This is a genomic window from Legionella steigerwaltii, assembly GCF_001468065.1.
Taxonomy (GTDB): domain Bacteria; phylum Pseudomonadota; class Gammaproteobacteria; order Legionellales; family Legionellaceae; genus Legionella; species Legionella steigerwaltii.
Window position 1 is genome coordinate 1 of the sequence record NZ_LNYZ01000027.1, and the last position, 25,840, is coordinate 25,840.

The window sequence follows — 25,840 nt, forward strand, 5'->3', positions numbered from 1 at the left end:
TAAAATTTTTAGACCCTAGCATCTTAAATCTGTTACCTATCAGCCCGGTTTGAAATGTTACCTATCAAACCGGTTGCACATTAGTAATGGAAGGGATATCCCTTCTCCCTTATAGGGAGAAGGTGCCTGTAAGGGCGGATGAGGGGTTTTCACTACTTCAATGATTCACTAAATATTGATTTCTTGCTATTTAAAATATATTAATGGATAAGGTTCAATTAAATAATACTCATCAATGAAACTTATAATTAATAAAAAAAATAGTATAGAATCAATAACATTGGATCTGGAATCATCAACAACAGTTAACGAATTATTACTCATTCTTTATGATCATAGGGGTAAACATTATGATCATTTTTCTTTTAGTGAATATCAAAAATTTATTTCTGTATATCAGCGTGTTTTATATGGGGATCGATTTAAAAATAAATTGCTTCCAGGAACCCATTTAACGGATTATCAATTAGAGGATCCATGTCATTTGACTTGGGAAGAGTTCACTGAGAATCAGCATCATTTAGCTCCTATTGCTGATTCTATAGACAGTAGATTCCTTTTTTGGCAAGCCGATAGGAATGTGGGTAGACTTGAAAATGAAAAGGAGTCTTTGCCAGTTCATGACCATACAGATCCTAAACCAAGTGCACCTTAAAATCGTTGACAGGACTAATACAATTTTTAACTTCACTTGTCTCTATATACCCCTAACTTTATTGTAGGGGTATAATCAACAGAGTTGAAACAAACTTTCTTGAGACGTGTTCTTTGGGGAGTGATGTGAATGATTAGGTTTTCCAGGGGAAAATAAATTTTTAATATACGATGATTGAGGCTCTGAGCTGGTGTCCAAACTTGCTTTGGGTTGAGAACGATAACCTAAAGAATTCAAAACATCAAAGGTTGAATCTCCAGGTGTTTCAGCATCGAGTGTGGTATTTCTACTCTGTTCCGCCAACACAACCTCCTGTTGTTTAAACAGGTATAGATTGGTTAAAACTATGGCCGATTCAAGCACCATCAATGCAACACCAATTGCGGGATTAAGTGCAAAACCTATGGCCACAAACAATCCGGCCGCCACTAATGTAATGACTGAATTATAAGTTAAGCTCACGAACAAGTTTTGGGCAATATTTTGTTTTGTTTTTGCAGAGATATCAAATGCAGTGGCGATAGGGAATAACAAGCCTTCTAGAATCACTATGCCTGCATTTTGCTGGGTGGCGGTATCGCCAATACTTGATTTAACCGCAATGCCGACATTGGCCTTAGCGATGGCAGTGTCATCATTAGCCGCATCGCCTACCATTGCCACTTTATAGCCTGCATCTTGTAGTGCTTTAATATAATCTGATTTAGATTTTTGTCCTTTTTTAGTGATAGCACCTACGGTATTGGCACGAATATTCTCTGGAGAAATATCCAGTAATGCAGCATATTTTTTTGCAGTTTCTTGATCTGCTCCGGTACAAATATGTATTGTTTTACCAAGCTCTTTTAATTGTGCTACAGTAGCAAAAGCATCTTCACGCAAAGGGTCAAATAAGGCAATTTGCCCGATTACTTTAGTTACTTCTTTATCTTGTACTTTTGTTCGATGCACCATATAAACAGAACCGTTCTGTGGGTTATTATAAGGCTCATCAATAACGTCAACTCCATGTTCCAAGAGCATATTTTTATTGCCTACAATGAATGTCTCACCATTAATTTCGGCTTTTATGCCAGCATGATGGCGTTCAATGGAGTCGTGGTCTATTTTTAGCTGCTCGTTGGTAACAATACCTTGGTCTTCTATATACAATTTAATTTTTTTTGCTGACGGATGGTCAGATTGGCTTTCTAATAATGCGAGATACGGTAAAAATTTTTCATTGTCAATCTGTAGCGATTGCACCACAGGGTTTCCTTGAGTAAGGGTGCCATTTAAATCAAAAACGACGATATCTATATCAGCCGCTGCTTGTAAGGCTTTTCCATTGTTAAAATGAATTCCGTTTTCAGATGCTTTTTTCATCCCGATTTTAACTGCCATGGGTGTAATCAAACTCAAAGCACAGGGACAGGCGCTTACAAGAACAGATATGACACATTGAATAGCAAGGGCGGGATTAAATAAAGAGCCTATGACAATACCTGAGACAAGAGCCACTGTGAGCAAACCAGGAACAAAATATTTCAATACGGTGTTTGCAAATTGTTCGACTGGTGCTTTCTCATTATTCGCTTTAGCAATATTTTCTGCGATTAATGAAAGATAGGATTTTTGATATGTTTTTGTAGCACGCATTGCCAACGAAGGAATATGATCGGCCAAACGCATGCCGGCTAGTACCTCGTCCCCGGGGTTAAATTCTTTAAGATCAGGTGAACCATCAACGCGAGTAGTATAAAGAAGTGCTTTCTCCATTAATATGCCATCAACAGGAATCACTTCTCCTTTTTTAATGATTATCTTATCATTAGAAATTAAGTTTTTTACTAAAATTTCTCTATCGGGATTACCCTTTAATAGGACTAATGAAGGCAAACAATCACGAACATCTAATTTTTTCTGGATTTCACCGACTAAGGTATGTTCAATGCCTTCACCTAAATGCCAAAACCCCAAAACCAAGGGTGCTGCTTCGAACATCATAGGTAGTCCGGGAATAAACATGCTTGCAATAGACACGGCGACGATGGTCAACGTACTAATTGTGTATAAAGCTGCGGAATCCCATTTCTTCTCAAGTAATGAATACCACGCTGATTTATACACATTATATCCCAAATATAATGTCATCAAACTGGTAAGCCCGGTTATGAGAATATAAGCAGTCAGAGGAATATTAAAACTGGCAATAGAGAGAGCGATTAGACCTATCCCCCAAATCAAACCTAATGCAGCTTTAAGCCAATGATTTTCATGACCATGATGACCATCAGAATGATCGTGAGCGTGGCCATGGGAATGATCGTGAGCATGGCCATGGGAATGATCGTGAGCGTGGCCATGGGAATGATCGTGAGCATGGTCATGGGAATGATCGTGAGCATGGCCATGGGAATGATCGTGAGCATGGTCATGGGAATGATCTTGAGCATGGTCATGGGAATGATCGTGAGCGTGGTTATGAGGCGTACGTTTTTTGCGCTTCTTTTTAATGTGTTCAGAATGTACAGGTCTGGATGGAGGAATATGGCCTTCATGTGTTGTTCCCTCATCATACCAAAGTGTTTCCGTCTCCATCAATTCGGTTAATGTGATCCCTAGCTCCATTAAACGATTAGACACTGATGCTTGTATGGCTTTAGCATTTGGAGATTTACATAACAAACTAATGCTTTGATCGGGGGCGGTTAAATCGATGGATACGCGTACTAACTTCAGGTCGGCGGTTTCATGCAAAATTTGTTCGATTTTTTCTGTGGCGGCTTGTTCTATGGCCAAAAGTTGGGCGTCACTTGAAATACGGAATCTATAATAATTAAGATACATTGTTTCCTCCATTCATAGGACATATAGATGTTAATGAGGGGTAACTATCCGCTTTTTGCAAAAGCTCACTGGCAGAGCGTTTTTCTGACTTAATCAGTTGTAAGTCAATGTTAATTTCAGACATATCATGGCCATTTCAGTAACGTTTAAACCTAACGATTAGATAAAATCGGGCTAAGTAAAGAAATTTCCTGCTTATAAAATCGTTAGGCTGGTTAGTAATTTGTTACTGTGCGTACTAATACCTAAAAAGTGTTACATTGTAACATTCTATTGCCAAAGAACAAGACACATTTAGTTATTTTTAAACCAAAAAAAAATTGTAAATTATTGGCGCGTTGATTTGATTCTTTTACCCTAAAATAGGGACTGTGGTACAATAAAATACTCCGAGCACCTAAACTTAAAAATGATTGATGAAATACAATTTGTTGGACAAGGCTTATAAGCATTGCATAAAACATGGCTACCGATTTACAGAGCCAAGAGAGCGTGTCCTCAAAATATTAGTGGATGAGCGAAAACCTCTTGGTGCTTATGAAATCCTGCAAAGATTATCCAAACAAATTGAGAACCCCAAACCACCTACAGTTTATCGTGCTATTCAGTTTTGGCATCAAGAGGGCTTTATTCATTGTATTGATAGCCTGAAGTCCTATGTTGCTTGTTTGCATGGACATCACGTGGGACAAGCCCAATTTCTTATTTGTAATCAATGCGATTTTGTCAAAGAATTAGAATGCATTGTTGACTTCACGTCTCTTACAGAATTTGCGAACTCAATTCAATTTTCAATTATAAATTGTACCGTGGAAATCAAAGGGTTGTGCGCGCAGTGCAAACTGAAGAATCTAAAGAATTAGAGGAGTTGACCAAACGCAAGAGGGTTGTGTTGATTGATTCAGAGAACAAATCGATTGCAAACACTCTTCACGATGAAAGCAATTTAAGGATAGAGCATATTGATTTGTTCATCATGTAACTTTTGAGTTTCTGTTTGTTTGAAGCGATCTTCTTGTGGTATGGACTTATCCCGCTTCTTCAAAAAAGAGTAACTTGAAACCATCGTACCAGATTTGGACTTTCCAGAAAGCAGTTTATGTGATTCATTAGAACTGGGTTGAGGATTCGACTTAGGGTCATGTGATCCCATGATTTGCAAGCCTGTCTGATTATTATGTTCCTTTGCAATATCATAAGCTGTTTCTTCATTGATGTTAGTCAGCGCAGCATTGGCCCCGGCTGCTAAAAGCATTTCAAAGAGAGCAGGCTTTTTTTGTGTATAGGATGATTTACAGGCCAGCATTAGGGGTGTCATCCTTTCTTTGGTGCTTTGCAGATTCACTGCAATACAATCATCGCGAAGCAATAATTGCACAACGTCTTCATTACCGTATTTGCAGGCAACTCCAAGAGGAGAATTCCCCTCCAGATCACACGAACCGTTTATGTCTATTTTGGGAATATTTTTGAGTTGATTCATAATGTATGATCGATTACATGCTGCCGCATAAAAGAGTGCATGCTCTAATTCAGGTTGACTGATTACAGGAGATTTTTTGTGCAGTCGTAGTATTTCTCGTACTGTATTCCGATCATCATTTTGAACCGCCAGAGCGAGAGTACCATAGCCACGACAATTGCTGATTTGGATATTTTTTGAGTCAATAGGGTATAATTCATCGAGTGCTTGGATGTGTTGCGTTAATTTTCTATGCCCTGTTTTCGCAATGAAAGAACAATGAAATACCAATCGCTCACTGGTTTCAAAAAGGGATTTACAGAGGATTGGGACGAGCTCATCACTGGTTAAGAGGTGATAAGGGTATTCCTCAGTTTGTTCGTATAAATGGTTGATATCCATAAATAACCACGTATTGTCTTTATGCTTTTTAAAACCCACCGTGTGCTCTTCGCTACTACAAACCACCACGACCTGATTTTTAGTGGCGAGGAGATCATTAAGTTGATTCAAAAATCCGTTAACCTCTCTGGGTGATGCTAGGCTCATTGTTTTGCTAAAGAGATTTTTAACGGTATTTTGATTTCTACAAAGGTTCAGTTGAATTATTTTGTAGATAATATCAATGTCGGACTGCTGAATCGTTTGTGCATAAACTTCAGCATAATCATCGGGAGATTGAGCCAGACAGATGGTCTCAAGGAAAGGTTTTATTTCATTGAGTCTTCGTTCTTTTTTAGACAGCATCTGACTTGATTTTATTTTTTCGGTGATTGCATGTAAGGTATGAGGTAATGTTTCTTTTTCCTTTTTTATCAGGTTTAGGCGATTATAAAACTGATGCTCTATCCCGAGTGCTGCTTCTTGAGCCCAAGTTAATGTAAAGCCATGGCATACACCTTCGCCGTGTTCATAATTGAATTTCTCAAAAAGGGTTAATAAATCTTCATGCTCTAAAGCATTTCGTTTTGATGTGACGTAGGATAAGGCCGGAATTAATTGATTAAATGATATAAACTTACGTTGCAGTACAATCAGTAGACTAACTAAGAGAAGCAAATAGAGGACGTATATCATATACTGGCCAGTTAATTCCCTTTGGTAAAATCAAAGCATAATCACCAAACGAAAGCAACCTAAAAGACTCAGGGGCTGTTTGAAAGTGCAGAAAAATTGGCTATTTTTATTTTTTATAATAAGTTCCATCGGCATAGACATTATGACCAAAACCACAATCCGCATCAGAACCTTCTTGCTTCACAGACAGCATACCTGGTTTGATGAAAGTTATGGTAATGGTGCATTGGCCAAATTCAGATGAAGAATAGATTGCAGTATCCCCTTTAATGCGGGCTACACCGGATAACTCTCCTGTATTGGCTTGAAGCTCTCCATTGACCATATAAGGGTATATTAATTTGAAGGAAACATTAATTTTTCCTCCACCCAGAGCCTGGACCTTCAGAGTATTGGCGAGATCATTATGAGGTGCAGGAAAGTGCATAATGAAGGTTCCATTGACTTCTTCCTTAGAGACACTGTCTCTATGTGTTCCAGTAAAACCTAATGCTGAGTATACGAGAAGTAAACTCAATAAGGTGCTTTTTATAATCCAATTGTTCATGATGTTATAAATAATGTATGTAGTTGTTCTATAAAGCTATCATGGATGTATGGCTAAAACTACCCTACCCAGTCTTTCTTGAATCTAATGAAGGTTATCAGAAGACGACAAAACAAAAGGAGTAAATCTGCCTTAAACCTTAAAATTTAAGTGCGCGCTGAACATTTTTAGAATCAATTGAAATGGTTGCTGTTAGATAAATATCCTTATGAAATTGTTAATTTATTCGAATCGAATGCAGGTAAATCGATAAAATCTTTTGCTGATTTACTTAAATCAGATAAAATTTTTCCAAGTGTTTTTGATAAAGGACTTGTAGCTATAACACTTAAGATTGGATTTTCATTGGCAAAAAGAAGATTGGCTCGTTCAATAATGTCTAAAGTTTCTCTGCAAAAATCTTCAAGATCGTGTACCTCTTTGGCTTGGCATAGCTTGGCAAAATTCTTTTTATATTCTTCTATTAAGAGATTTTCTTTTGCACTTCGCGTTGTAAATAGGCTAGAAAAATTGTTGGATTGAGGCAAGGAGTTCAAATAATCATTAAGGTGTTGCTCAAGAATTGGTGCCATTTTTTGAGGCAGTGACAAAAAATACATTTGTTGCATTATTTGCATAAAAGGCTCACTTACATTGACGTCTTTACGACTCGATGTTGCAAAATAAGGTAGCCCCAGTCGCTCAGCCAGGTTCTTTATTTTTTCCGTTTCCACGGAACGCTCAAGACTCAAATCAGATTTACAACCAATTAGAAATATGGGGATGTCGCTGTGTGCTGCTTTAACTTTTTTTACATGGTTTTCTACATTATCAAATGAGAAGGAATTTGTTACATCAAAACAGACAAAGACTCCTTGCGCGATAGAAAGATATTGGTTCAATAAAAACCCTAGCTTAGGATTACCACTCGCATCATAAATACGGAGCTTGATGCGGCTATTAGAAAAATTACGTATGGTTTCTTTTAACTCGACCCCCAGGCTCTCAACATAAAAATCATTTACAGTTTCGCCAACAAATTTTTGCAGCAAAGAGCTTTTCCCTACGCGACTATCACCCAGAAGAAGTATTTTAAAGTGCATATCATATTTTTCTCCTTGTAGCATAGCAGATCTCCTAAATCAAACATCTTAAGTGAGGTTTCTCAATTAGATGAAGTACAATGTTTTTTCGGCTCAGTTTTTTAAATCGACACACGGACACAAAAGCTAAAAGTCATCTTTCACATGTTGATTAATAATTATTAAGGTTCTGCATCTTAGCATGATATTTTTGTTGTACGCATTAGTTATTTGAGGGACAGTTTGTGGAACTTCGTTGCAAATATTGGAATGTAATTTTTATTTTAACTAGAATTCCCTACAAAAGGTCCATGGCTGGGTGATGAAGCATGAGTGCTGGCTTCTTCATTACTTAATTCCTGAATATAAGCCAATATGTTTTCTGCTTTATAAAAAAGTTTTCCAAGCTCGGTTCGTTCTTTTGAAAATAATGATGAGACTAAGGAGCTCTTTTCCGTAACTTGTTTGAAATAATCAAGCGTTTTCATTTCTTGTAATGATTGTAGATCTCTTGATTCAGTTGCTTTAAGTAATTCTTTTACAAAAAGAAAATTAAAATCTGCTTGGCTATTTCCTTTACGACTCTCATCAGCTATTTTTTGGTATTTAGTTACCATGTTTCCTAACACGACTAATAGAGGTTGCGTTATCGCTGCGATCATTTCTTTTTGCTGATGTTCCATCTCTTTTTGCTTTGCTTCCGCTTGTACTTTCTGTTTTATTGTCTCATCGTCTGTGCATCTCTGCGCATATTTTTTAAATAGTTTTCCATCAAAATCTATATTGGGATCTGCTTTGATAAACTGAAGGCATCTTTGATTGGTCCAACCCAAATGTTCAAGAATTTCTTCATCAGTTTGATATTGGGCTGGAGGAGGTTTGCCTATCTCTTTTCCGTTATAACCATAACACATCATGCCTTGCTGTGTAATGGAAATGCTCTCAACATCAATCATATTTAATAAGGTAATGTCAAAATCTTCCAGTCCTTGTTGTGCACAGATTTTTCTTAAGTACCTTTCCATACCCAACTGAGGATGGGTTTTTTCAACTTTTTCATTGTCGCCAAAAAGCCAAGGTGTGCCCACGTAAAAATGAACTTTTTGCCCTGCAGATTGTTCTTTTAAGTCTCGTATCCAATTTCTAAACGGTTCATTAGAGTCAGTAACCCCCTCTACCATTTCCGGTGCTCGATCGAGAGTCGAACTTAGATGATAAAGTGCATAGATCTCCCCCGAAGCGGTTCTTGCATAAAATGCGGTGCATCCACCAAAACCATCGGTAAAATGCTCATCACCAGATCCAACTACGCTTATGGCGCCACCTGAGTCCATAATTACATAGATTCGCGACATACATCACCTATAATATATTTTATATGTAAATTATATGTGCATTTTGTAAAAAATGTGTCTCAAGCGGTTTTTCGTAGGAAATAGGTTGAATGGTTGTATATTACATGGCTCATCGGTTGTAATTCATTGATGGTTTGTAGCCTGGGTGAAGGCAAAGCCGTAACCCGGGTTCCGCTTTGCTGCACCCAGGCTACAATTAAATATTCAGATAAATCTAATCGTAGTAATTCGTTTCTGCAAAAATCCGGCATTAATGCGAGCACTATGATAACTGTGCTTAGAACATTCCTGAGAAGTAAACATTCTTTAAAATTAAAACAAAAAATGAGTTAATTATTTTGACTGACAAGCGATTGAGGTCAAATTTTACTTTAACGCCAACCACCATAATCGTTGGTTCCATATTCTTCACCACCAGTGTTCTGGGGAGTAGAGTTTTTAGTGCTTGCACAAGAACTAAGAAATAATATGGTTCCACTGAGATAAAAAATGGTGAAAATTTTTCTAAGCAATTTATTCGTAATCATTACATTCCTTGTTAATTCATCTTTCTACGTCCAAAGGCGTGTCTATTCATGTAAACCTATGCGTGGCCCGTGCCCGAAAAAGTTCATCCATTTGGGAGAGCTTAGGCCCCGATTTATGTTAACGAACAGATTTTATAAGAAGATATTCCCATAGACAATGATTTCTCAGACACGCTCACGCGTGCATACAGCGTGTTAAAAAACTAAGGGAAACATCAGTGAGATTTATTCCCATTACTATCTATTTATTCACCATATACGGTGATAACATCAGCAACGATTAAGCATGAGCTAAGGAAAGTGTTACTATGAATGAAGGAGTCAATTCATTTATTTTTTTTGTTGCCTTGATTGCTGGATTTGGTGGTTTTTTATTTGGTTTTGATTCCAGTGTGATTGCCGATGTAAAGGATCAGGTTATGGTCCAATTGTCTCTTTCAGAATGGCAATGGTCTCAGGTGGTGAGTATCAGCTTGCTCGGTTGTGTTCTGGGTATTCCTTTTAGTGGCCTCTTTGCGGATAAACTAAGTCGACGTTATCTTTTAAAGACAGTTGCTTTGGGTTTTATTTTTGGAACGGCTCTTTGTGCCCTAACCCATGATCTTATTCTCTTATTAATTGGTCGATTCATCATAGGTATTTGTATTGGAATTGCTTCTTATATTGCCCCGTTATTTATTGCAGAAATTGCTCCGCCTAACCGACGAGGAACTTTAGTGTTGATTAATGGTTTAGCGATCACTTTTGGTCAGGCTATAGCCTATTTAATCGGTTATTTTTTTCATGATTATTCGGTAAACAGCTGGCGATTTTTATTTGCAATAGGATGTATTCCTGCTTTGATTTTATTTACAGGCATGCATTTCGTACCTCATTCACCACGTTGGCTCATGAAAAAATATGGCCTGGATAAGACGTTGCGTGCCTTAAAGCGGATTCGTCCTGCGAGTTATAACGTTCAAAAGGAAATCGATGAAATTCAGAATAGCTTAAGTGAAACTCAACCCAAATTTAACTTATTGTTTAAGCCGCCTATTGTTTTTGTACTTGCAGTAGGAATTGCTTTGGGAATATTTCAACAATTTTCAGGGATAAATGCGGTGATGTATTACGGGCCAGTGATCTTTGAATCAGCGGGATTTTATCCAGTTTCCAAGGCGATTTTGGCTACTTTTTGCATGGGAGTCGTTAATTTTTTATTTACGTTATTGACCTTATTTTATGTAGATAAATTAGGCCGACGTTTCTTATTATTAGGTGGAACGCTTATTGCCGCACTAAGTCTTTTTGCAGTTGGTTTGCTGTTTCATATGGAGGTGCCAAGTCAAAAATTTTGGATATTGGGGGCCCTATCACTCTACGTGATGGGTTATTGCATTAGTGTAGGGTCTTTATTCTGGGTTTTGATTTCTGAAATTTATCCTGTATCTGTCCGTGGTCTGGCGATGAGCATTGCTACGGTGGTGCAATGGGGTGCTAATTTTGTGGTTTCTATTTCCTTTTTGGCAATTTACCAAAATTTAGGCGTACTTACTTTTGTTTTATTTGGTTCATTATGCTTAGTGGCTTTTTTCTTTATTTACTATTTTGTACCTGAGACAACTGGAACCTCCCTGGAAAAAATAGAAAAAAATTTGTTAGCTGGTAAAAAAATCAGAGACATTGGCAAAGAATTATCTGGAATAAAAACAAACGAATTTGAATTAGTGAGAGATTAGATATGGACAATGCAAATCAACAAAAAACATGTCGTATAGGTATCATTGGCGCAGGACGAATTGGTAAACTGCATGCAGAGAATATCAAATACCATTTGCCACAATTTGAGTTACAAGCCATTGCTGATCCTTATTTGGATAAAGCGTGGGCGGATAAACTGTCTATTGCGGGTCAGTATACTCATTTTGAGGAAGTGCTTTCTCACCAAAACTTAGATGCCATTTTAATTGCTTCACCTTCAACGTTACATGTGGAGCAGATTAAAGGCGCAAGCGAGGCAGGAAAAGCCATTTTCTGTGAAAAACCAATTGGCTTGCATGAAGAAGAAATTTTGGATGCGCTAAGAACAATTCAGGCAAATAATACCTTACTACAACTTGGTTTTAACCGTCGTTTTGACCCCAGTTTTTCTCATCTACAGAGACAGGTGCAAGCGGGTGAAATTGGTGCGGTTCATCTTGTTAAAATTACATCTCGTGATCCGGTCTGTCCTACTAAAGAATATTGCGCCACTTCAGGCGGCTTGTTTATGGATATGACCATTCACGATTTTGATATGGCACGTTTTCTTACTCAATCAGAAGTCGTTGAAGTGTATGCTACAGGTGCTGTGCTGATTAATCCTGATTTTGAAGCATTAGATGACATTGATACTGCAATTATCCAAATGCGTTTTGCTAATGGCGCTTTAGGCGTCATTGATAACAGTCGTCAGGCCGTTTATGGATACGATCAACGGATTGAGGTTTTTGGTAAGGAAGGGATGTTACTGGCAAATAACCAGCTGAAGCATTCAGTGATGCATTATGCGAATGCGGTCACAGAGCAAGCTAATCCCGAATACTTTTTTCTTGAACGTTATCATCAAGCTTTTAGAGCAGAGCTCGATTCATTTTATGATGCCTGGCTCCACAACAATCCGAGCCCAGTTTCCGGAAGGGATGGTTTACAGGCTTTGCGTATTGCCCAAGCAGCGAAGCACTCTTTAGCAACTAAACTGCCTGTTTCTTTGAGTTGAGGACCGTATGACTTATCCACCATTTTATTTTGATGTGAATCGACCTGTTGATTTGATTTGTATGGGACGTGTGGCTGTCGATTTGTACGCAGAGCAAATTGGCGTATCGCTCAGTGAGGCACAAAGTTTTAAAAAATATTTAGGCGGTTGTGCAGGGAATATTGCTGTAGGCACCGCACGTCTTGGGCTGAAGAGCACGATGTTTTCTTGTGTTGGACAGGATGAGATGGGCCGTTTTTTAAAAAATGAATTAGAACATGAAGGCGTCAATATTGATTTGTTATGTGAAACCAAAGATCATTTGACCGGACTCGTATTGCTAGGGATTAAGCCGCCCCATGAATTTCCCTTAATGTTTTATCGTACTGATTGTGCCGACATGCAAATTAAGCCGCATCAAATAAGCAAAAACGTGTTACAACAGGCTAAAGCCATTTTGATAACGGGCACCGGTTTATCTACAGCTGACATGTTGCAAACTACTGAGGAAGTGATTCAGCTCGCAAGACAAACTGAAACTGCAGTAATTCTTGATCTCGATTATCGTCCTGTTCTTTGGGGATTGACTGCACGCGGAAATGGAGAAACGCGATACTGCTCGAGTCAGGAAGTCAGTAAAATCTATCAACGTATTTTGTCTTTTTGTGATTTAATTGTGGGAACTGAAGAGGAAATGTGTATCGCAGGTGGCAGTGATGAGATTGATAGTGCTCTAAAAAACATTAGAGCGTTGACTCAGGCTCCTGTTGTGCTCAAGCGAGGTGAGAAAGGTGCGGAAGTTTATTTTGCAGGCAACAGCCAACCTTTATCATCCAAGCCATTTCCTGTTGAAGTCCTTAATGTACTTGGCGCTGGCGATGGATTTATGGCAGGTCTTTTATCTGCACTATTAAAAGGACAATCTTGGGAGATTGCTACGGCTTGTGCAAATGCTAGTGGCGCTTTAGTCGTCACACGACATGGTTGTGCTCCAGCCATACCCTATAAAGAAGAATTAGAGTATTTTATCCAACATTTTGATGAAGATCCGCAAATTTGGAAAAGCCCTTATTTAACCCAATTACATCAAAAGAAAGCGAAGTGCAATTCACAGATTCTTATTAAAAATCCACAAGGTTTTACTCGGGGATTAAATGCAATTGTTACTATGGATCCATTATCTGATGACGGTATGAATTTTAGCTCGCTTAAATTAGATGCTGGGCAAAAATATTTGTTTAATGAGTATTATGAATTTGCCGCATTATTAATGACTGGAAAAGTAGTATTTCATTACGCACATCAAAGTCAACACGCAGAGCGATACGATTATTTTTCTCAAGAGCCTATTGTTTTACATTGTCCCTCGGGTCAAAGGGCGTCAGTTGAAGCGTTGAGCGATTGTGAGATTTTGCTAATTGAAACAGAGAATCCTGCTTCCTTTGCTCCTTTATTATTTAACCAATCTAATCTTTTGGAGTTGGATGATCGGGGAAAGGACATATTGGACGACAGCTCTTATCGCATGGTGAGGACAGTGTTTGATAAGCGCAACAGACCAGAATCTAATTTGGTGGTTGGTGAAATCATTACGTTCCAAGGACGATGGTCAAGTTATCCTTCCCATTACCATGATCAACCTGAAATCTATCATTACCGTTTTTCTGAACCTCAAGGTTATGCCTTTGGTGAGAATGGAAAAGAGGTTTTGCGGATTGAGAATTATGATACGTATCACATTGCAAAGGATAAGAGTCATGCTCACTGTGCCGCTCCAGGATATGCTCTTTATACGCTTTGGTTTATACGTCATTTAAAAGACAACCCTTATACGATGCCAACTTTTATCAAAGAGCATGAATGGACGAGAACAAGTAAAGCAAATAATAGAGTGTGGAAAAAAACTTAGATTACTGTCATGAGCCTTACATGAACGTACAATGGCGTCAACTTAAGGATGTAGCCTGGGTGAAGGCAAAGCCGTAACCCGGGGTCTAAGCCTGATTCGGGCTTGGATCCCGGATTACGCTTCGCTCCATCCAGGCTAAAATTTTTCTCTTACGCTCACGCAAATAAGGTAACACCTTGGAAAAATAAATAATATTGAGGGATATTTATGAAAATTCGATTAACGATGGCTCAAGCTTTATTACGATTTTTAGCGAATCAATATATAGTTCTTGATGGCAAAGCCCATCGATTTGTTGCAGGCATATTTGGAATTTTTGGACATGGTAATGTGACAGGTTTAGGTGAGGCTCTTGAATACGATAATTATGGCTTGACATACTACCAAGGCCATAATGAACAAGGAATGGCTCATGCTGCTACTGCCTACGCAAAACAAAAAAACAGATTAAGTATTTTTGCTTGTACTTCATCTATAGGACCGGGGGCGACCAATATGATTACGGCTGCTGCTACAGCAACCACGAACAGAATTCCTTTATTGTTGCTGCCCGGTGACATATTCAGCTGCAGGCAACCGGATCCGGTGTTACAACAACTTGAAGTGCCATACGATTACACGCTCTCAGTGAATGATTGCTTCAAACCGGTAAGTAAATATTGGGACCGAATTGCGCGACCAGAGCAATTGATGACTGCATGCATTAACGCGATGAGGGTTTTAACTGACCCATCTGAAACTGGTGCAGTGACTTTATGTTTACCGCAGGATGTGCAATCTGAGGCGTATGATTACGATGATTCTTTTTTTGCAAAGCGTTTTTGGCATATTGATAGGGAAGCCATTAGTGAGCGTGCTCTTGGTGAAGCGATCCAACTGATTCTAAAAGCAAAAAAACCACTCATTATTGCAGGGGGTGGCGTTCATTATTCATTAGCTACTGAGGTTTTATCGCAATTCGCGGCAGATCATAAAATTCCAGTTGCTGAAACACAAGCTGGAAAAAGCGCCTTAGCAGAGAGCCATCCCATGAATTTGGGTGGCATAGGAGTCACAGGCTCTGAAGTAGCTAACGTGCTTGCTGCTCAGGCGGATGTTATTTTAGTGATTGGTTCACGGCTACAGGATTTTACTACTGCATCCAAATGGGGTTTTAAAAATGAAGAATGTCGTATCATTCATTTGAATGTCTCTCGTTTTGATGCGATCAAAATGAATGGTTTGATGTTGAAAGGTGATGCGAAAACAGGTTTAGAGCAAATAGGGAAAAAACTAGGAAGTTATCAAACCTCCAAAGAATATCAGCAATGGGTGCTGCATTATCAAAATGAATGGCAACAGGAATTAAAACGTATTTGTGCTGTGACTCCTGCTGAGAAAGAGGGGTTATCGCAAACCACAGTTATAAGTATGTTGAATGAGATAGTCACTGAAGATGATGTCATTATCTGCGCAGCCGGAAGTTTACCCGGTGATTTGCATCGTCTTTGGAAATCCAAAAAGCCCAAAGATTATCATCTGGAATATGCTTATTCATGTATGGGTTATGAAGTTGCTGCAGGCTTGGGCGTGCGTCTAGCAAAAGAAAACAATTCGGGTGAGGTTTACGTTTTGGTAGGCGATGGTAGTTTTGTGATGATGCATTCGGAGTTGCTTACCAGCATCCAGGAACATAAGAAAATGACGATTATTCTTTTTAATAATCATGGCTTTCAATGCATAAGAAACTTACAGGAAAGTCAGGGCAGTCAAGGCTTTGGTAATGAGTTTCGCTATAGAGACGATAAAACGAATAATCTGTCTGGAGATTATTTACCGATTGATTTTTGCAAATATGCTGAAGGGCTGGGTGCTAAAACCTACTTTGTAGATTCTTATGAGCAATTGACTGTTGCCATGAACGCTGCTCGAGATGAAAAATCTTCCTCAGTGATTGTATTACCCATATTGCCTAAAACAATGAGTAATGGTTATCAAACTTGGTGGCGTGTAGGCGTTGCAGAAATATCTAATTCTGCAGAAGTGACCAGGGCGTATCAAGTGATGCAAGAGCAATTAAAACAGGTTAAAGAGTATTAAGGAATTATTTATGCGTATCAAACTTGGAATTGCACCCATTAATTGGTGCAATGATGATGATCCTGAATTAGGTAAAGAGATTAGTTTTGAACAATGCATTAGAGAAATGTCAGAGGTGGGTTATGTGGGTACCGAATTAGGTAATAAATATCCACGTGAAGTTCCTATTTTAAAAAAAGCATTAACTGATCGTGGGTTACAATTATCGAGTGCTTGGTTCAGTACTTTTTTTACAGAGCCAGGACATTATGAACATACTTTATCCCGATTTATGGATCATTTAAGTTTTATGAGGGCGATGGGGGCATCGTTTATCAATGTATGTGAATGTGGGCATGCTATTCAAGGAACAGCGCTTTCTATTCTAAGCCCGCATAAACCGGAGTTTAGTGAGGCTCAGTGGGGGCAGCTGATACAAGGATTACATGCTATGGGTCGTATTGCTCACGATTTTAATATGCGTCTTGTTTATCACTATCATGCAGGAACAGGAGTTTTTTATGAGCATGAAATCGATTATTTAATGGAAAATACAAGCCCACAATTAATTTCATTATTACTGGATACAGGACATGCAGCATTTGCTGGCATTGATTCGCTTGATTTAATCAACAAATACAATGAACGTATTTTATATATCCATTTAAAGGATATTCGCGCTGAAGTGCTCAATAAAGTGAAGAACGAACACATGAACTTTATGGACGCAGTGCGTGCAGGTGTATTCACCGTTCCTGGAGATGGAGCCCTTGACTTTGCGCCCATCATTAAAATGATGCAAAAAAATCAATACTCTGGTTGGATGATCGTTGAAGCAGAACAAGACCCTGACAAGGCACCGCCACTTGAGTACGCAAAAAAAGCGTTTGATTTTTTGCAGCAATATATTGTGTAAATCGCGAGTTTTTTAGGTTGTTGTAGCCCATATACGGGCTACATGTTCCCTATTAAAAAAGCTTTAAGACTCGGTAATAGAGGCGAATAGTTCAACAATCCATTCGCCTTATATTAGTAGTTATACAGTTAGTCCCGCAGTCTCTGATTTTTCATTAAAGTCCTTAATCAAAAGTTCGAGTTTTTGTCCCAGTTGATTTCTTCCGACTAGTTTTTCAGAAGCTTTATGAAATGATGGGGCAAAATAACTGTACAGAGATGAACTTGCATTCGTTTCTTCTGTTTTGCGTCGTTGGATGTCTTTTTCATCAGAATCCATACTTTTTAACAGTACCTTCATAAGTTCTTTGTATTCAGCATTACTTTCATCTTCTGCAAAACGTGTATAAAGATTTCCTGCATTTAGAATGTACTTAAGAATCAAGCCTTTTTTTGCATCGAAAATATCTCTATCGGTTTTATTGGTCGCAAAATCCAATTCTTTTTCAAGAATATATTCATATAAAACAAATGAAAAATAATAAAACCAGGGGGAATCTTTTTTATTGCTAAATAATGATTTATCCTCAATATTCAAAATGACGACAGGACTATTTTGAACCAGGGTATTTAATGCTTTAATAAAACTGATCAAACTTGCAGTGAAAAATGTTTCATAAAGATCGGTTGTGAATGATGTTTTAAATTTTTTATTATATTCTGAAACGGCAGTCTCAACTTCTTTCAGTTTCGCGGTAATTGTGTTTAAAACCTGGTCGAAATATTTAGTATGATCACCTTCATTAACTTCGATTTCTTTAATGGACTCAATCAGACCGCGGGCCAATTCATTTCTTTGAATTAATAATTCGGCTTCTTTGCCTTTATATGTTTTTTCATCTGCCTTTACTTGATAGGCATCCAATATTTTTTTGCAATAACGGTATGTAATATCTTTAAAAATGCTCATGGTCCCTCTCTTTTTTGTTCGCTAGAAAGTACCTAAAAATCAGTTATCTATTTTCAGGAAATATCCGTCCTACTCTTCACAGCTTTGTTTTCAAAAATACTAGCAGGGTCTTTTTTGTTAATTACGACCTAACTGACGCCTCCCATAATGAATCTCAATTTGAAAAAAAGAACTATTTAAAAATGGTTAAATAATCATGGTGTCTGATATTAACTCATTGTCAGTTGCTCGAAAAGTAACTGAGCTTAGTTTATTTTCATCGAGATTTAATTTTTCTCATTTTGCTCAAGCCACTAAAGGCTGAACCCTTTTTACTGTTAGTGGATGTTTAAAATTTTTAGCAATTGCACTAAGTTATTAGGCTCAAATGGAGATGGGGATGGTTAAATTGTTCGCAAACAAGAAAGTTGAGATTAACCCACCAGAATATCGTGAAACCTTACGTAAAGCATTAGAAACTACCATGTCCGTATGTATTGCTAGCACTTCTGCTTTAGTTATTAATCAATTAACCGCAAAAATACGCGCAGAGCGAATGGCTCAATATAATGAAAATAGCTTCTTTGCAGTACATGGAATCGGTGAGATAAGAACTTTTTTATTTAAAGTTTCAAAATATCTTGAGGATAAGAAAATTGATTTTCTCGATGCAAGAGCGCCAATAAAATATATTATGTCTTCTTGTAAGGCAGGTAATTGTGAACATCAAGCATTCTACTTAGCCGCATTATTGAGACAGCTGAAAATTCCTGCATTGATTTATGATATTGAAGACATTCAACATACTGTAGTGATTACTAAAGATTTCTTGCTAGATCCCTGGATTGGGGAAATTTTTCCGCTTGCAGATATGGATCTTTGTGAGTTCTATAACTCCTCACTCAATATGAAGGCTTCATGGTTGAATCAATTATTAAGCGACAAAAAGTTTACTATCCAGGATCAATTGAATAAAGAAATGCTAAGTCAGCATTTTGTTCAGCAAAACGAAGAAAAAGCTATAAGTGTCGGTTTTTGCACCCTTTTTTAAATGGGTTAGATTTTGAAAAAAAAACTCAATTGATGTTTTTATAGTATAGATGATTATGTTTTGAGCTGTTTTGGTGATGGCTAAAAGAGATTCTTTAGCAGCAGAGTAAAGCAAAAATATACGTTCTATAATTTATGCAAACCAAATATTTTTGAGAAATGCGATGCATGAAAATTTTATCTCGATCTTGTTAAGTCCTATAACGCTATTGTTTCTTGTTAATGCGTTTTTTTTAATTTTTGTTACTTCATTTGTTTGGAATATTTTTCTCCATATTAAATACACGAGTTCTTTATTTAAGAGGGATAATGCAAACCCTTTATTATTGAAGGCAGCATTATTTTTTCCGCTTGTCCTCATCGCGTTAATTGCAGAGTATAAGTGGTCCTTGATGTCCCATTTGGATTTTTTTCCGTTAATCAGTTCCCCTTTTGTCCGCTTTAATTTTATCGGCATTATTGTGTCATTAATTGCACTGATTTTTATTAAAAACTTAGATAAAGAAAAGGAAGGAGAAGAATTCAAGACTCCTTTATTTTTTATTACTTATCTTATTGTTTTGTATTTATTTTACTTAATTATCCTTATGGCAACGGTCATCACTCGCTTAAATGCGTTTCCCGATGGCTTCCTTAGAAATTATTCTGATCTTACTGCAGAAAGAATAAACCAATATGTTCTTGGGGTATTATTTTTGATTCACTTGATTGTTGTTTTCTTTGCAGTATCCATGAAAGCCACAGCACGAATTTTATTGTTGCTGGCTTATACGATTGCTCTTGCTTTCATTTATTCAATAGTTTTTAGATAGGTAAAATAAAAAACCATTTCCAAATAAGATAAAAAGAGACTCCACGAGTCTCTCACTTTCTTGCGATAAATCAGTACGGATTCATACCGGGATATGGCTCTTCTTTTTCTTCATTACCTATTTCTTTTCCAGCAAATCGACTTTGTCGCCAAGAGTTCAATAGAAGAGAATAAACATCAGGTGATGGGGGAGTGGGAAACATGCCTATTTGGGGTGCTTTAACCAATTCGACTCCCTGTTCGGCAAGTTTTGCAAGTATATCAATTTTGGTTTCAGCAATAAGTTTTGCTGCTTTTCTTAATAATTCAATTTTAAGCAAAGGGGTTTTGGCTAATGCGACCGTACCAAAGCGATCTATTTCTGCTTTAATAAGCTCAATAAATTCTTTCTTAATGGTCAATGTGCCATATAAAGTAGAATAGGTATATTGATCAGCATACATGAGTCCAGAAAGCGTCTTGAGCAAGGTATGCCAACTCCGATCATGAAGCATCCATAATATAGGGTTGTTAGGAAATTCTTTATAACAATTTTGCAAATGAGCTGCTCCAGATTCTAATAATTCAACCAGTTTTTTTGTGAGTGAATCGATATCCTCCTTAAAGTGATTGAGTCCTTCATGAACTTTCTCAGTTCGGAGCGAACCCATAATTTCTTTTTCAGTTCCCCTTGCTTGTTTATGTAAGGAAACAAAATCGACTTCTCCTTCCATTTGTTGCTTTAAAAAGGTTACTGACTCAATGTAATTTTGCAGATAAACTGTTTGTATCCCTTCATGACGATAAAGCGCAAAATAGGTTTCACATATTCCTAAACATACGCGATATGCGCTCAAGGCATAAGCAAATTGACACATAAAAGCTTGCGCAGAAGGTGTATAAGGCTTAGTCGATTTAAAGAGATATACCCCATCTGTTTCACGCAATTCAATGGGTAAGCCACTTTCTAAAACATGAGTATCAAGAGCAGCTACAAGGCTTGGAGTTTCTGACTCATTACTAATTATTTGTGCGGTCTGTATTAATGTATTTTCATCAACCAAGCATTTTTCCATAGCCTCTTGAACCAAATTGAAGCTAAAGACAACCTCTTCTCCCTTGGCAACTTCAGTGAGTTTTTGTGTTCGCCATGTATCAAAAAAATAGTCCTTTAATAATTTCCTTATCGCAAACATGGCATTACGGTAGTGCTCCAGACGTGCAAAAATAGGCTGAATTGCAGTATTAATTTCTTTCTGATAGAGCTCGAGTTCTCCGCCCATAACCTTCTCCTTTTAAATCTCTTATTGTTTTAATTTCTACAGTGCGCCAGGTTCGGTGTCAAGGTGTTTAATTTTTTTGATTAAATGAGTAAGATGTTGCGTTTTCATCTGTAATTGGTTATTTGAACGGAACATCATAACTCACTATGAAGAGTAGCCTGGGTGCAGCGCAGCGGAACCCGGGATTTTTTCGAAGCACAATTTCCCCGGGTTTCGCTGCGCTGCACCCAGGCTACATATAAAGAAGGAAACTCATGGATTTTAAAAAGAAAAAAGTCATCGTTACGGGAGCCAACCGCAGTATAGGTCAGAGAATAGCTATCGCTTTCGCAGAGCAAGGAGCCGATGTGGTGATTAGTTATCGCAGTGACGCGCAAGGTGCAGAGGAAACCATTCAAGCGATTAAGGCACTTGGGCGAAATGCACAAGCATTTTATGCTGACTTTGCTCAAATGGAACATGTTGCAACTTTTGCTAAGAAGGCCATTGGGTATTTAGACGGTGTAGACATTTTAGTGAATAATGCGGGAATGTTGTGTCGCGAAACACTATTTGAATTGCCTCCAGAAAAAATGCAGCAAGTATTTCAGGTGAATGCGATTTCACCGCTTTATTTAGCCCAATTATGTGCTAAGAACATGATGGAAAAGGAAAATAAGGGGTGCATTTTAAATATTTCTTCAATCAGTGGCATTATGACCATGACCAAAGGTATTGGTTATGGATCTTCGAAGGCAGCGCTTAATAAATGGACGAAACACGCTGCTTTGGATTTAGCGAAACACGGCATTCGGGTGAATGCTATTGCGCCAGGCGTTATTGAAGCAGGAATGAATGAAGATACTGCGACCAGCAATCCAGAATTATGGCAATATTATGTGAGCAATATTCCTTTGCAAAAACCAGGAACACCAAATGATATTGCCAATATGGCTTTATTTCTTGCTTCAGAAAAGGCAAATTGGATTACAGGGAAAGTGTTTGAGGTAGATGGAGGGCATGTTCTCTAGTTAAGGTGTGCGCTCATTTACGTGACGTACGTGTCCATCAAATATATTAAATGATTTAATGTTCTCTTAAGAATTGAGTTATACAATGAAGCATTTTATAAACTATTCACGCAGATAATTATCAAATAGTTCAATAACTGTGTGGGCGGAGGACTGGTAGTACTTAGGCAATCTTAAATCAATAAACTGTATTCATGTTGAGATAGATTTTTAAGTTATCAGTGGCCGTTAATTAAATAGATATTCAAATTAAAATAATAAGGAATAAATTTAGAAAATATATCGTTTTTTATTTTTCCCAACTTTTCTTAAATTCTCTCTGCATCAATCAAAAATACCCACAGCGAATTGACACGATTTCCTGGAACTAGAAATTTTTAACCCATCTTTATCTCGAATTACTAAGCTGGCTGCAGCATTTTGGCTGAGCTACATCATTAATTTTTAATTAGGTGTCACATGAAAGACAAAAACGATCTGAGCCAACAAGAACAAATGGCTTTGATAAGAAAAGAAAAAGCCCAAAGATTTTCGCAACAAAAAGCAAAAAACGAAGCAAAAGAACTTTTAACTCATTTATTTTTACTCCAAAGTTTGTTCCAAAATTATGAATTCCCCAAAGACAGGAATGTTGATATTTACGCTTCAAACGAAGGTGCTGATAAATATGTAGCTGCTGTAATTGAGCTACAACATGAAATCGATGCATTAATGGAGCAATGGCTTGGAATTGAATCCGATCTAAAAGAATTAGCTCATGCAATGGAAGTGTTATCAACGGGTCAATCAAGTGATGAGGGAAATTCGTTAACACATGATCTCACGCAGTTTTTTCAATATGTAGTTCTTCTGCATGAAAGACTAAATTATGTGTTGTCGCATATGAACGATCGAGATGAAGAGCGTCGTTACTACGATAAAAATATTATTGTTGAGGTGAGGCTGTTGCAGGAACTATTGCAACGTATGATGACGCAGTTGTCCAAGAAACAAATGGATGATGAGGAGGTCACTACCCCATCGATTACTCCAGTTCAAACTAATGCAATCGATGCAGATGTGGATGATGAAGACATCAATCAATCGAATCCACTTTGGACGCTTCCTGATGAAATGATGATGTATATTCTGAGTCAAGTATCTGCACACGATTTGCTCAATGCACGACTCATGGCGAAATCAAAAACGGCCGTAGTTGATGCAGCACTCGAACTAATAACCAGACCTCATTTTATCATCGATTACTTAAGTCATGCGGATGGAATTACAGGTCATCAATTTACAGCGTTTTATCAGCGAACAGCGCGTTATCAAGAATTAAAGCGCAAAGTTCTTGCAAATGAACCGCTTACTGCTGAGGAAGCTATTTGTTACACGCTCACCCGCGATTGCAGTGTGTTACCCGCCAACCTGAAAACAGTAATGAAAGAAATAGAGTTAGATAAGCGCACCAGGGAACATCTGGAACTTATCCTGACCTCCTCGAAAGAAGTGTATACGATTAACAATAAAATGGAAGAAATGATTGGTCAAGGTTACTCACTAGAGTACCTTGAATCCAAGATGAAGAATGATATATACCATTTATTGGCTCGTTTAAAACAGCATCATCCTCACCAATTTGCCAATTTATTAGCAGGGGTTAATTTAAGCGGTTTGAATTTCGCTGGAGAAGATTTTTCTCATCTTAATTTGAGCGGAGTAAAGTTTAGTAATGCTGATCTGCGTGGTGCGACGTTTCGAGGCGCTTGTCTAAGAGGCGTTGACTTCAATGGCGCAATTTTGAAGGATGCAGAATTTACTGATGCTGAACTAAGAGGTGCACAGTTAAACAGGACGAACCTTGAGGGAGTTGATTTATCCACAATCGATTTAGCTGGAATTGATTTTGAATGGGCTTTTATTCGCAATGTCAGACTACTGCCTAAAGAGGGAGTGAATTGTCCACCAGAGCAACTGCATGCTATTTTATCCCACTTTGAAAAAAGCATTGCCAAGCACTCATCTGGAAGCAAGCGTAAATTGGAAGAGCGAATCCTGAAAGAAATTGCTGATCAGATTGAGGCATCTACCGAGTATAGTTTAAAGGAAAAAATAGCCTTATTAGATGTCGCGTTGTCAGTAATTAAACCAGACCTGGTTGTAGGCATCTTTCCTTTCCAAAATGCATGCCAAGAGTTAAAAGAAAAAATTACTGGGGCACAACCCAAGCAGATTATCCCAGACCATCCACTGAAAGAAGAAGCTCAGGAAATTATCAAACGTATTTTAGGTATTTTTAACGGAAGTGATCAAGCTGCAGGAGGTAAAACAAAGAATCAAACAATGCCAATGCCAATTAATGAGGCTGCCTATAGAAGGGAGTACGGGTTGCTGAGGAACTGTATTGCAAAATATCCTGAATTAAATGATAGCATTAAGGTTGCTAACGCTTTAGGTATTAGTTTTGAAATGTGGCATCTGCTCTACATTACGTGTCCCGCTCATCTTATTCTTCCTACTAAACTGCCCCCAATTTTAGTGGATTATCCTCATGAAACCCAGGAAACGAGTGAAGAAAAGAAACATTATGCAAGCGAAGTGTTTGATGGTTCAATGTTTAACCTACGGAAGCTTCAAAAAATAAGGTTAAGTGATTTAGACCAATATTTATATGGAGAAGAGGATTTTGTTATCTTCGAAGGCAATGGGCGCACTGAAGTTCGCGTCAAACTGGGTGACTTGTTTATTACTTTTTGCCCGGGCGGTAAGGGAAGTGTTTTTGCAAATATTGAGGTCATTGATTTTGCGAAACGGGAGCGAAAACCTGCTTTTCCTGTTGATTTGGGACGTTATGGAAGCATACCCTTTGAGGCATTTGTTCCTTTAGACCCCTTTGTTAATTATGGACCTGCAACAGTTGCAACAGGGCATTTTAGCGTTGATGATATTAAAAAAACCCAAGAAGCTTATGCATTAAAAACACAAATTATAGAAAGGGTATTTGCTTCCGAAAAAATCAATCGTAATCGTAAGAAAGATTTATTTTTTCCTATCTTTGAACAGTATGAACAAAAACAAAGTCATCTGGCTATATTGCCAGAGGAACTATTTCAAATAGTTTGCGCTGACGTCCATGCCAATACATTCAAACAGCACAAAACAACGTCTCCTCTTGCTGAGGTCAGGGGGCTGCATGGGTTATTCTTTAAAGAAAAATCAAATCCGGTGCAAGTAGAGACAAACAGTCAGCGGGTCGCATCAAGCACTTCTGAAAAAGGAAAAGAAAAAGAGGTTAGCAATAAAGAAAATCAACCACCCCAATCCAAAAAAATTGATTCATCAATAGTGTATGGATTACTTTCAGCACTTCAGAAAGAAGTGGTTCAGAAACCTACCGGACCTGCTGCACCTGCTAAAAGCGAGAGTAACGTCCCAAATCAAGTGCCACGAAAGCAGATAGTCCCTCCAGCGACAACAAGAACAGTTGCACCGCATGTTCCTCAGACAGTGTCTACAACAGTTCCAAGTCAAGGACCAAGGACATTTGCGGCGAAACAAAATGGCCAGCAGGTAGTAACTCAAGCGACAACACGAACAGTTACATCGCATGTTCCTCAGACAGTGTCTACAACAGTTCCAAGTCAAGGACCAAGGACATTTGCGGCGAAACAAAATGGCCAGCAGGT

At 38.0% G+C, this 25,840-nt stretch carries 19 protein-coding genes; 11 read left to right on the plus strand and 8 right to left on the minus strand.

What is annotated here, in order from left to right; genetic code table 11:
* Positions 1–235: 235 nt before the first annotated feature.
* The gene (locus Lstg_RS13520; RefSeq protein WP_058478204.1) at positions 236–655 is read left to right on the plus strand and encodes a hypothetical protein; all 420 of its coding nucleotides are present in this window, start codon (positions 236–238) and stop codon (positions 653–655) included.
* Positions 656–730: 75 nt separating this feature from the next.
* Here Lstg_RS13520 and Lstg_RS13525 read toward each other — a convergent pair whose 3' ends face one another.
* Complete coding sequence (locus tag Lstg_RS13525; RefSeq protein ID WP_058478205.1) at positions 731–3,484, minus strand: heavy metal translocating P-type ATPase; 2,754 nt, start codon at positions 3,482–3,484, stop codon at positions 731–733.
* A 416-nt stretch (positions 3,485–3,900) separates the two neighbouring features.
* On the opposite strand from Lstg_RS13525, the gene Lstg_RS13530 reads away from it, so the two are divergent.
* Complete coding sequence (locus tag Lstg_RS13530) at positions 3,901–4,347, plus strand: Fur family transcriptional regulator (RefSeq protein ID WP_058478206.1); 447 nt, start codon at positions 3,901–3,903, stop codon at positions 4,345–4,347.
* An 83-nt stretch (positions 4,348–4,430) separates the two neighbouring features.
* Here the strand turns inward: Lstg_RS13530 and ankG are convergent, their stop codons facing one another.
* The 5 genes from ankG to Lstg_RS17735 form a co-directional block, all read right to left on the minus strand.
* Positions 4,431–6,023, minus strand: a complete 1,593-nt coding sequence (gene ankG, locus Lstg_RS13535) for a Dot/Icm T4SS effector AnkG/AnkZ/LegA7 (RefSeq protein ID WP_058478207.1) — start codon at positions 6,021–6,023, stop codon at positions 4,431–4,433.
* Between the two features lie 106 nt (positions 6,024–6,129).
* Positions 6,130–6,570 carry a hypothetical protein gene (locus tag Lstg_RS13540; RefSeq protein ID WP_238585438.1) on the minus strand — a complete coding sequence of 147 codons (441 nt, stop codon included), beginning with the start codon at positions 6,568–6,570 and terminating at the stop codon, positions 6,130–6,132.
* A gap of 206 nt (positions 6,571–6,776) precedes the next feature.
* Positions 6,777–7,676 (minus strand): Rab family GTPase, encoded by a 900-nt coding sequence (locus Lstg_RS13545; protein WP_058478209.1) that lies wholly within the window; start codon positions 7,674–7,676, stop codon positions 6,777–6,779.
* A 239-nt stretch (positions 7,677–7,915) separates the two neighbouring features.
* A complete protein-coding gene (locus Lstg_RS13550; protein WP_058478210.1) occupies positions 7,916–8,986 on the minus strand; it encodes a hypothetical protein in 1,071 nt (356 codons plus the stop codon).
* Positions 8,987–9,357: 371 nt separating this feature from the next.
* Positions 9,358–9,513 carry a hypothetical protein gene (locus Lstg_RS17735; RefSeq protein ID WP_156413871.1) on the minus strand — a complete coding sequence of 52 codons (156 nt, stop codon included), beginning with the start codon at positions 9,511–9,513 and terminating at the stop codon, positions 9,358–9,360.
* A 308-nt stretch (positions 9,514–9,821) separates the two neighbouring features.
* Here Lstg_RS17735 and Lstg_RS13555 point away from each other — a divergent pair, with 308 nt between their 5' ends.
* The 5 genes from Lstg_RS13555 (at position 9,822) to iolE (ending at position 17,112) form a co-directional block, all read left to right on the plus strand.
* Positions 9,822–11,231 (plus strand): sugar porter family MFS transporter, encoded by a 1,410-nt coding sequence (locus tag Lstg_RS13555; protein ID WP_058478211.1) that lies wholly within the window; start codon positions 9,822–9,824, stop codon positions 11,229–11,231.
* A gap of 2 nt (positions 11,232–11,233) precedes the next feature.
* A complete protein-coding gene (gene iolG, locus Lstg_RS13560; protein WP_058478212.1) occupies positions 11,234–12,250 on the plus strand; it encodes an inositol 2-dehydrogenase in 1,017 nt (338 codons plus the stop codon).
* 7 nt (positions 12,251–12,257) lie between these two features.
* A complete protein-coding gene (iolC, locus tag Lstg_RS13565) occupies positions 12,258–14,138 on the plus strand; it encodes a 5-dehydro-2-deoxygluconokinase (RefSeq protein WP_058478213.1) in 1,881 nt (626 codons plus the stop codon).
* A 207-nt stretch (positions 14,139–14,345) separates the two neighbouring features.
* A complete protein-coding gene (iolD, locus tag Lstg_RS13570; RefSeq protein WP_058478214.1) occupies positions 14,346–16,217 on the plus strand; it encodes a 3D-(3,5/4)-trihydroxycyclohexane-1,2-dione acylhydrolase (decyclizing) in 1,872 nt (623 codons plus the stop codon).
* A gap of 10 nt (positions 16,218–16,227) precedes the next feature.
* A complete protein-coding gene (gene iolE / locus Lstg_RS13575; RefSeq protein WP_058478215.1) occupies positions 16,228–17,112 on the plus strand; it encodes a myo-inosose-2 dehydratase in 885 nt (294 codons plus the stop codon).
* Between the two features lie 120 nt (positions 17,113–17,232).
* On the opposite strand, the gene Lstg_RS13580 is transcribed toward iolE, so the two are convergent.
* Entirely contained in the window at positions 17,233–18,060 is an 828-nt protein-coding gene (locus tag Lstg_RS13580) for a hypothetical protein (protein ID WP_058478216.1), read from the minus strand.
* 379 nt (positions 18,061–18,439) lie between these two features.
* Here Lstg_RS13580 and Lstg_RS13585 point away from each other — a divergent pair, with 379 nt between their 5' ends.
* Together Lstg_RS13585 and Lstg_RS13590 are read left to right on the plus strand one after the other, a co-directional pair.
* Entirely contained in the window at positions 18,440–19,090 is a 651-nt protein-coding gene (locus Lstg_RS13585; protein WP_058478217.1) for a hypothetical protein, read from the plus strand.
* Between the two features lie 163 nt (positions 19,091–19,253).
* On the plus strand, positions 19,254–19,901 hold the full coding sequence (locus Lstg_RS13590) for a hypothetical protein (RefSeq protein ID WP_058478218.1): 648 nt from the start codon (positions 19,254–19,256) through the stop codon (positions 19,899–19,901).
* Positions 19,902–19,971: 70 nt separating this feature from the next.
* On the opposite strand, the gene Lstg_RS13595 is transcribed toward Lstg_RS13590, so the two are convergent.
* Positions 19,972–21,162, minus strand: coding sequence for a hypothetical protein (locus tag Lstg_RS13595; protein ID WP_058478219.1), 1,191 nt, complete (start codon positions 21,160–21,162; stop codon positions 19,972–19,974).
* 254 nt (positions 21,163–21,416) lie between these two features.
* Here Lstg_RS13595 and Lstg_RS13600 point away from each other — a divergent pair, with 254 nt between their 5' ends.
* Both Lstg_RS13600 and Lstg_RS13605 read left to right on the plus strand, forming a co-directional pair.
* Positions 21,417–22,172: an SDR family NAD(P)-dependent oxidoreductase gene (locus Lstg_RS13600; RefSeq protein WP_058478220.1), complete on the plus strand. Its 756-nt coding sequence runs from the start codon at positions 21,417–21,419 to the stop codon at positions 22,170–22,172.
* 459 nt (positions 22,173–22,631) lie between these two features.
* A partial coding sequence (locus tag Lstg_RS13605) for a pentapeptide repeat-containing protein (RefSeq protein ID WP_193787201.1) occupies positions 22,632–25,840 on the plus strand: 3,209 nt, incomplete at its 3' end.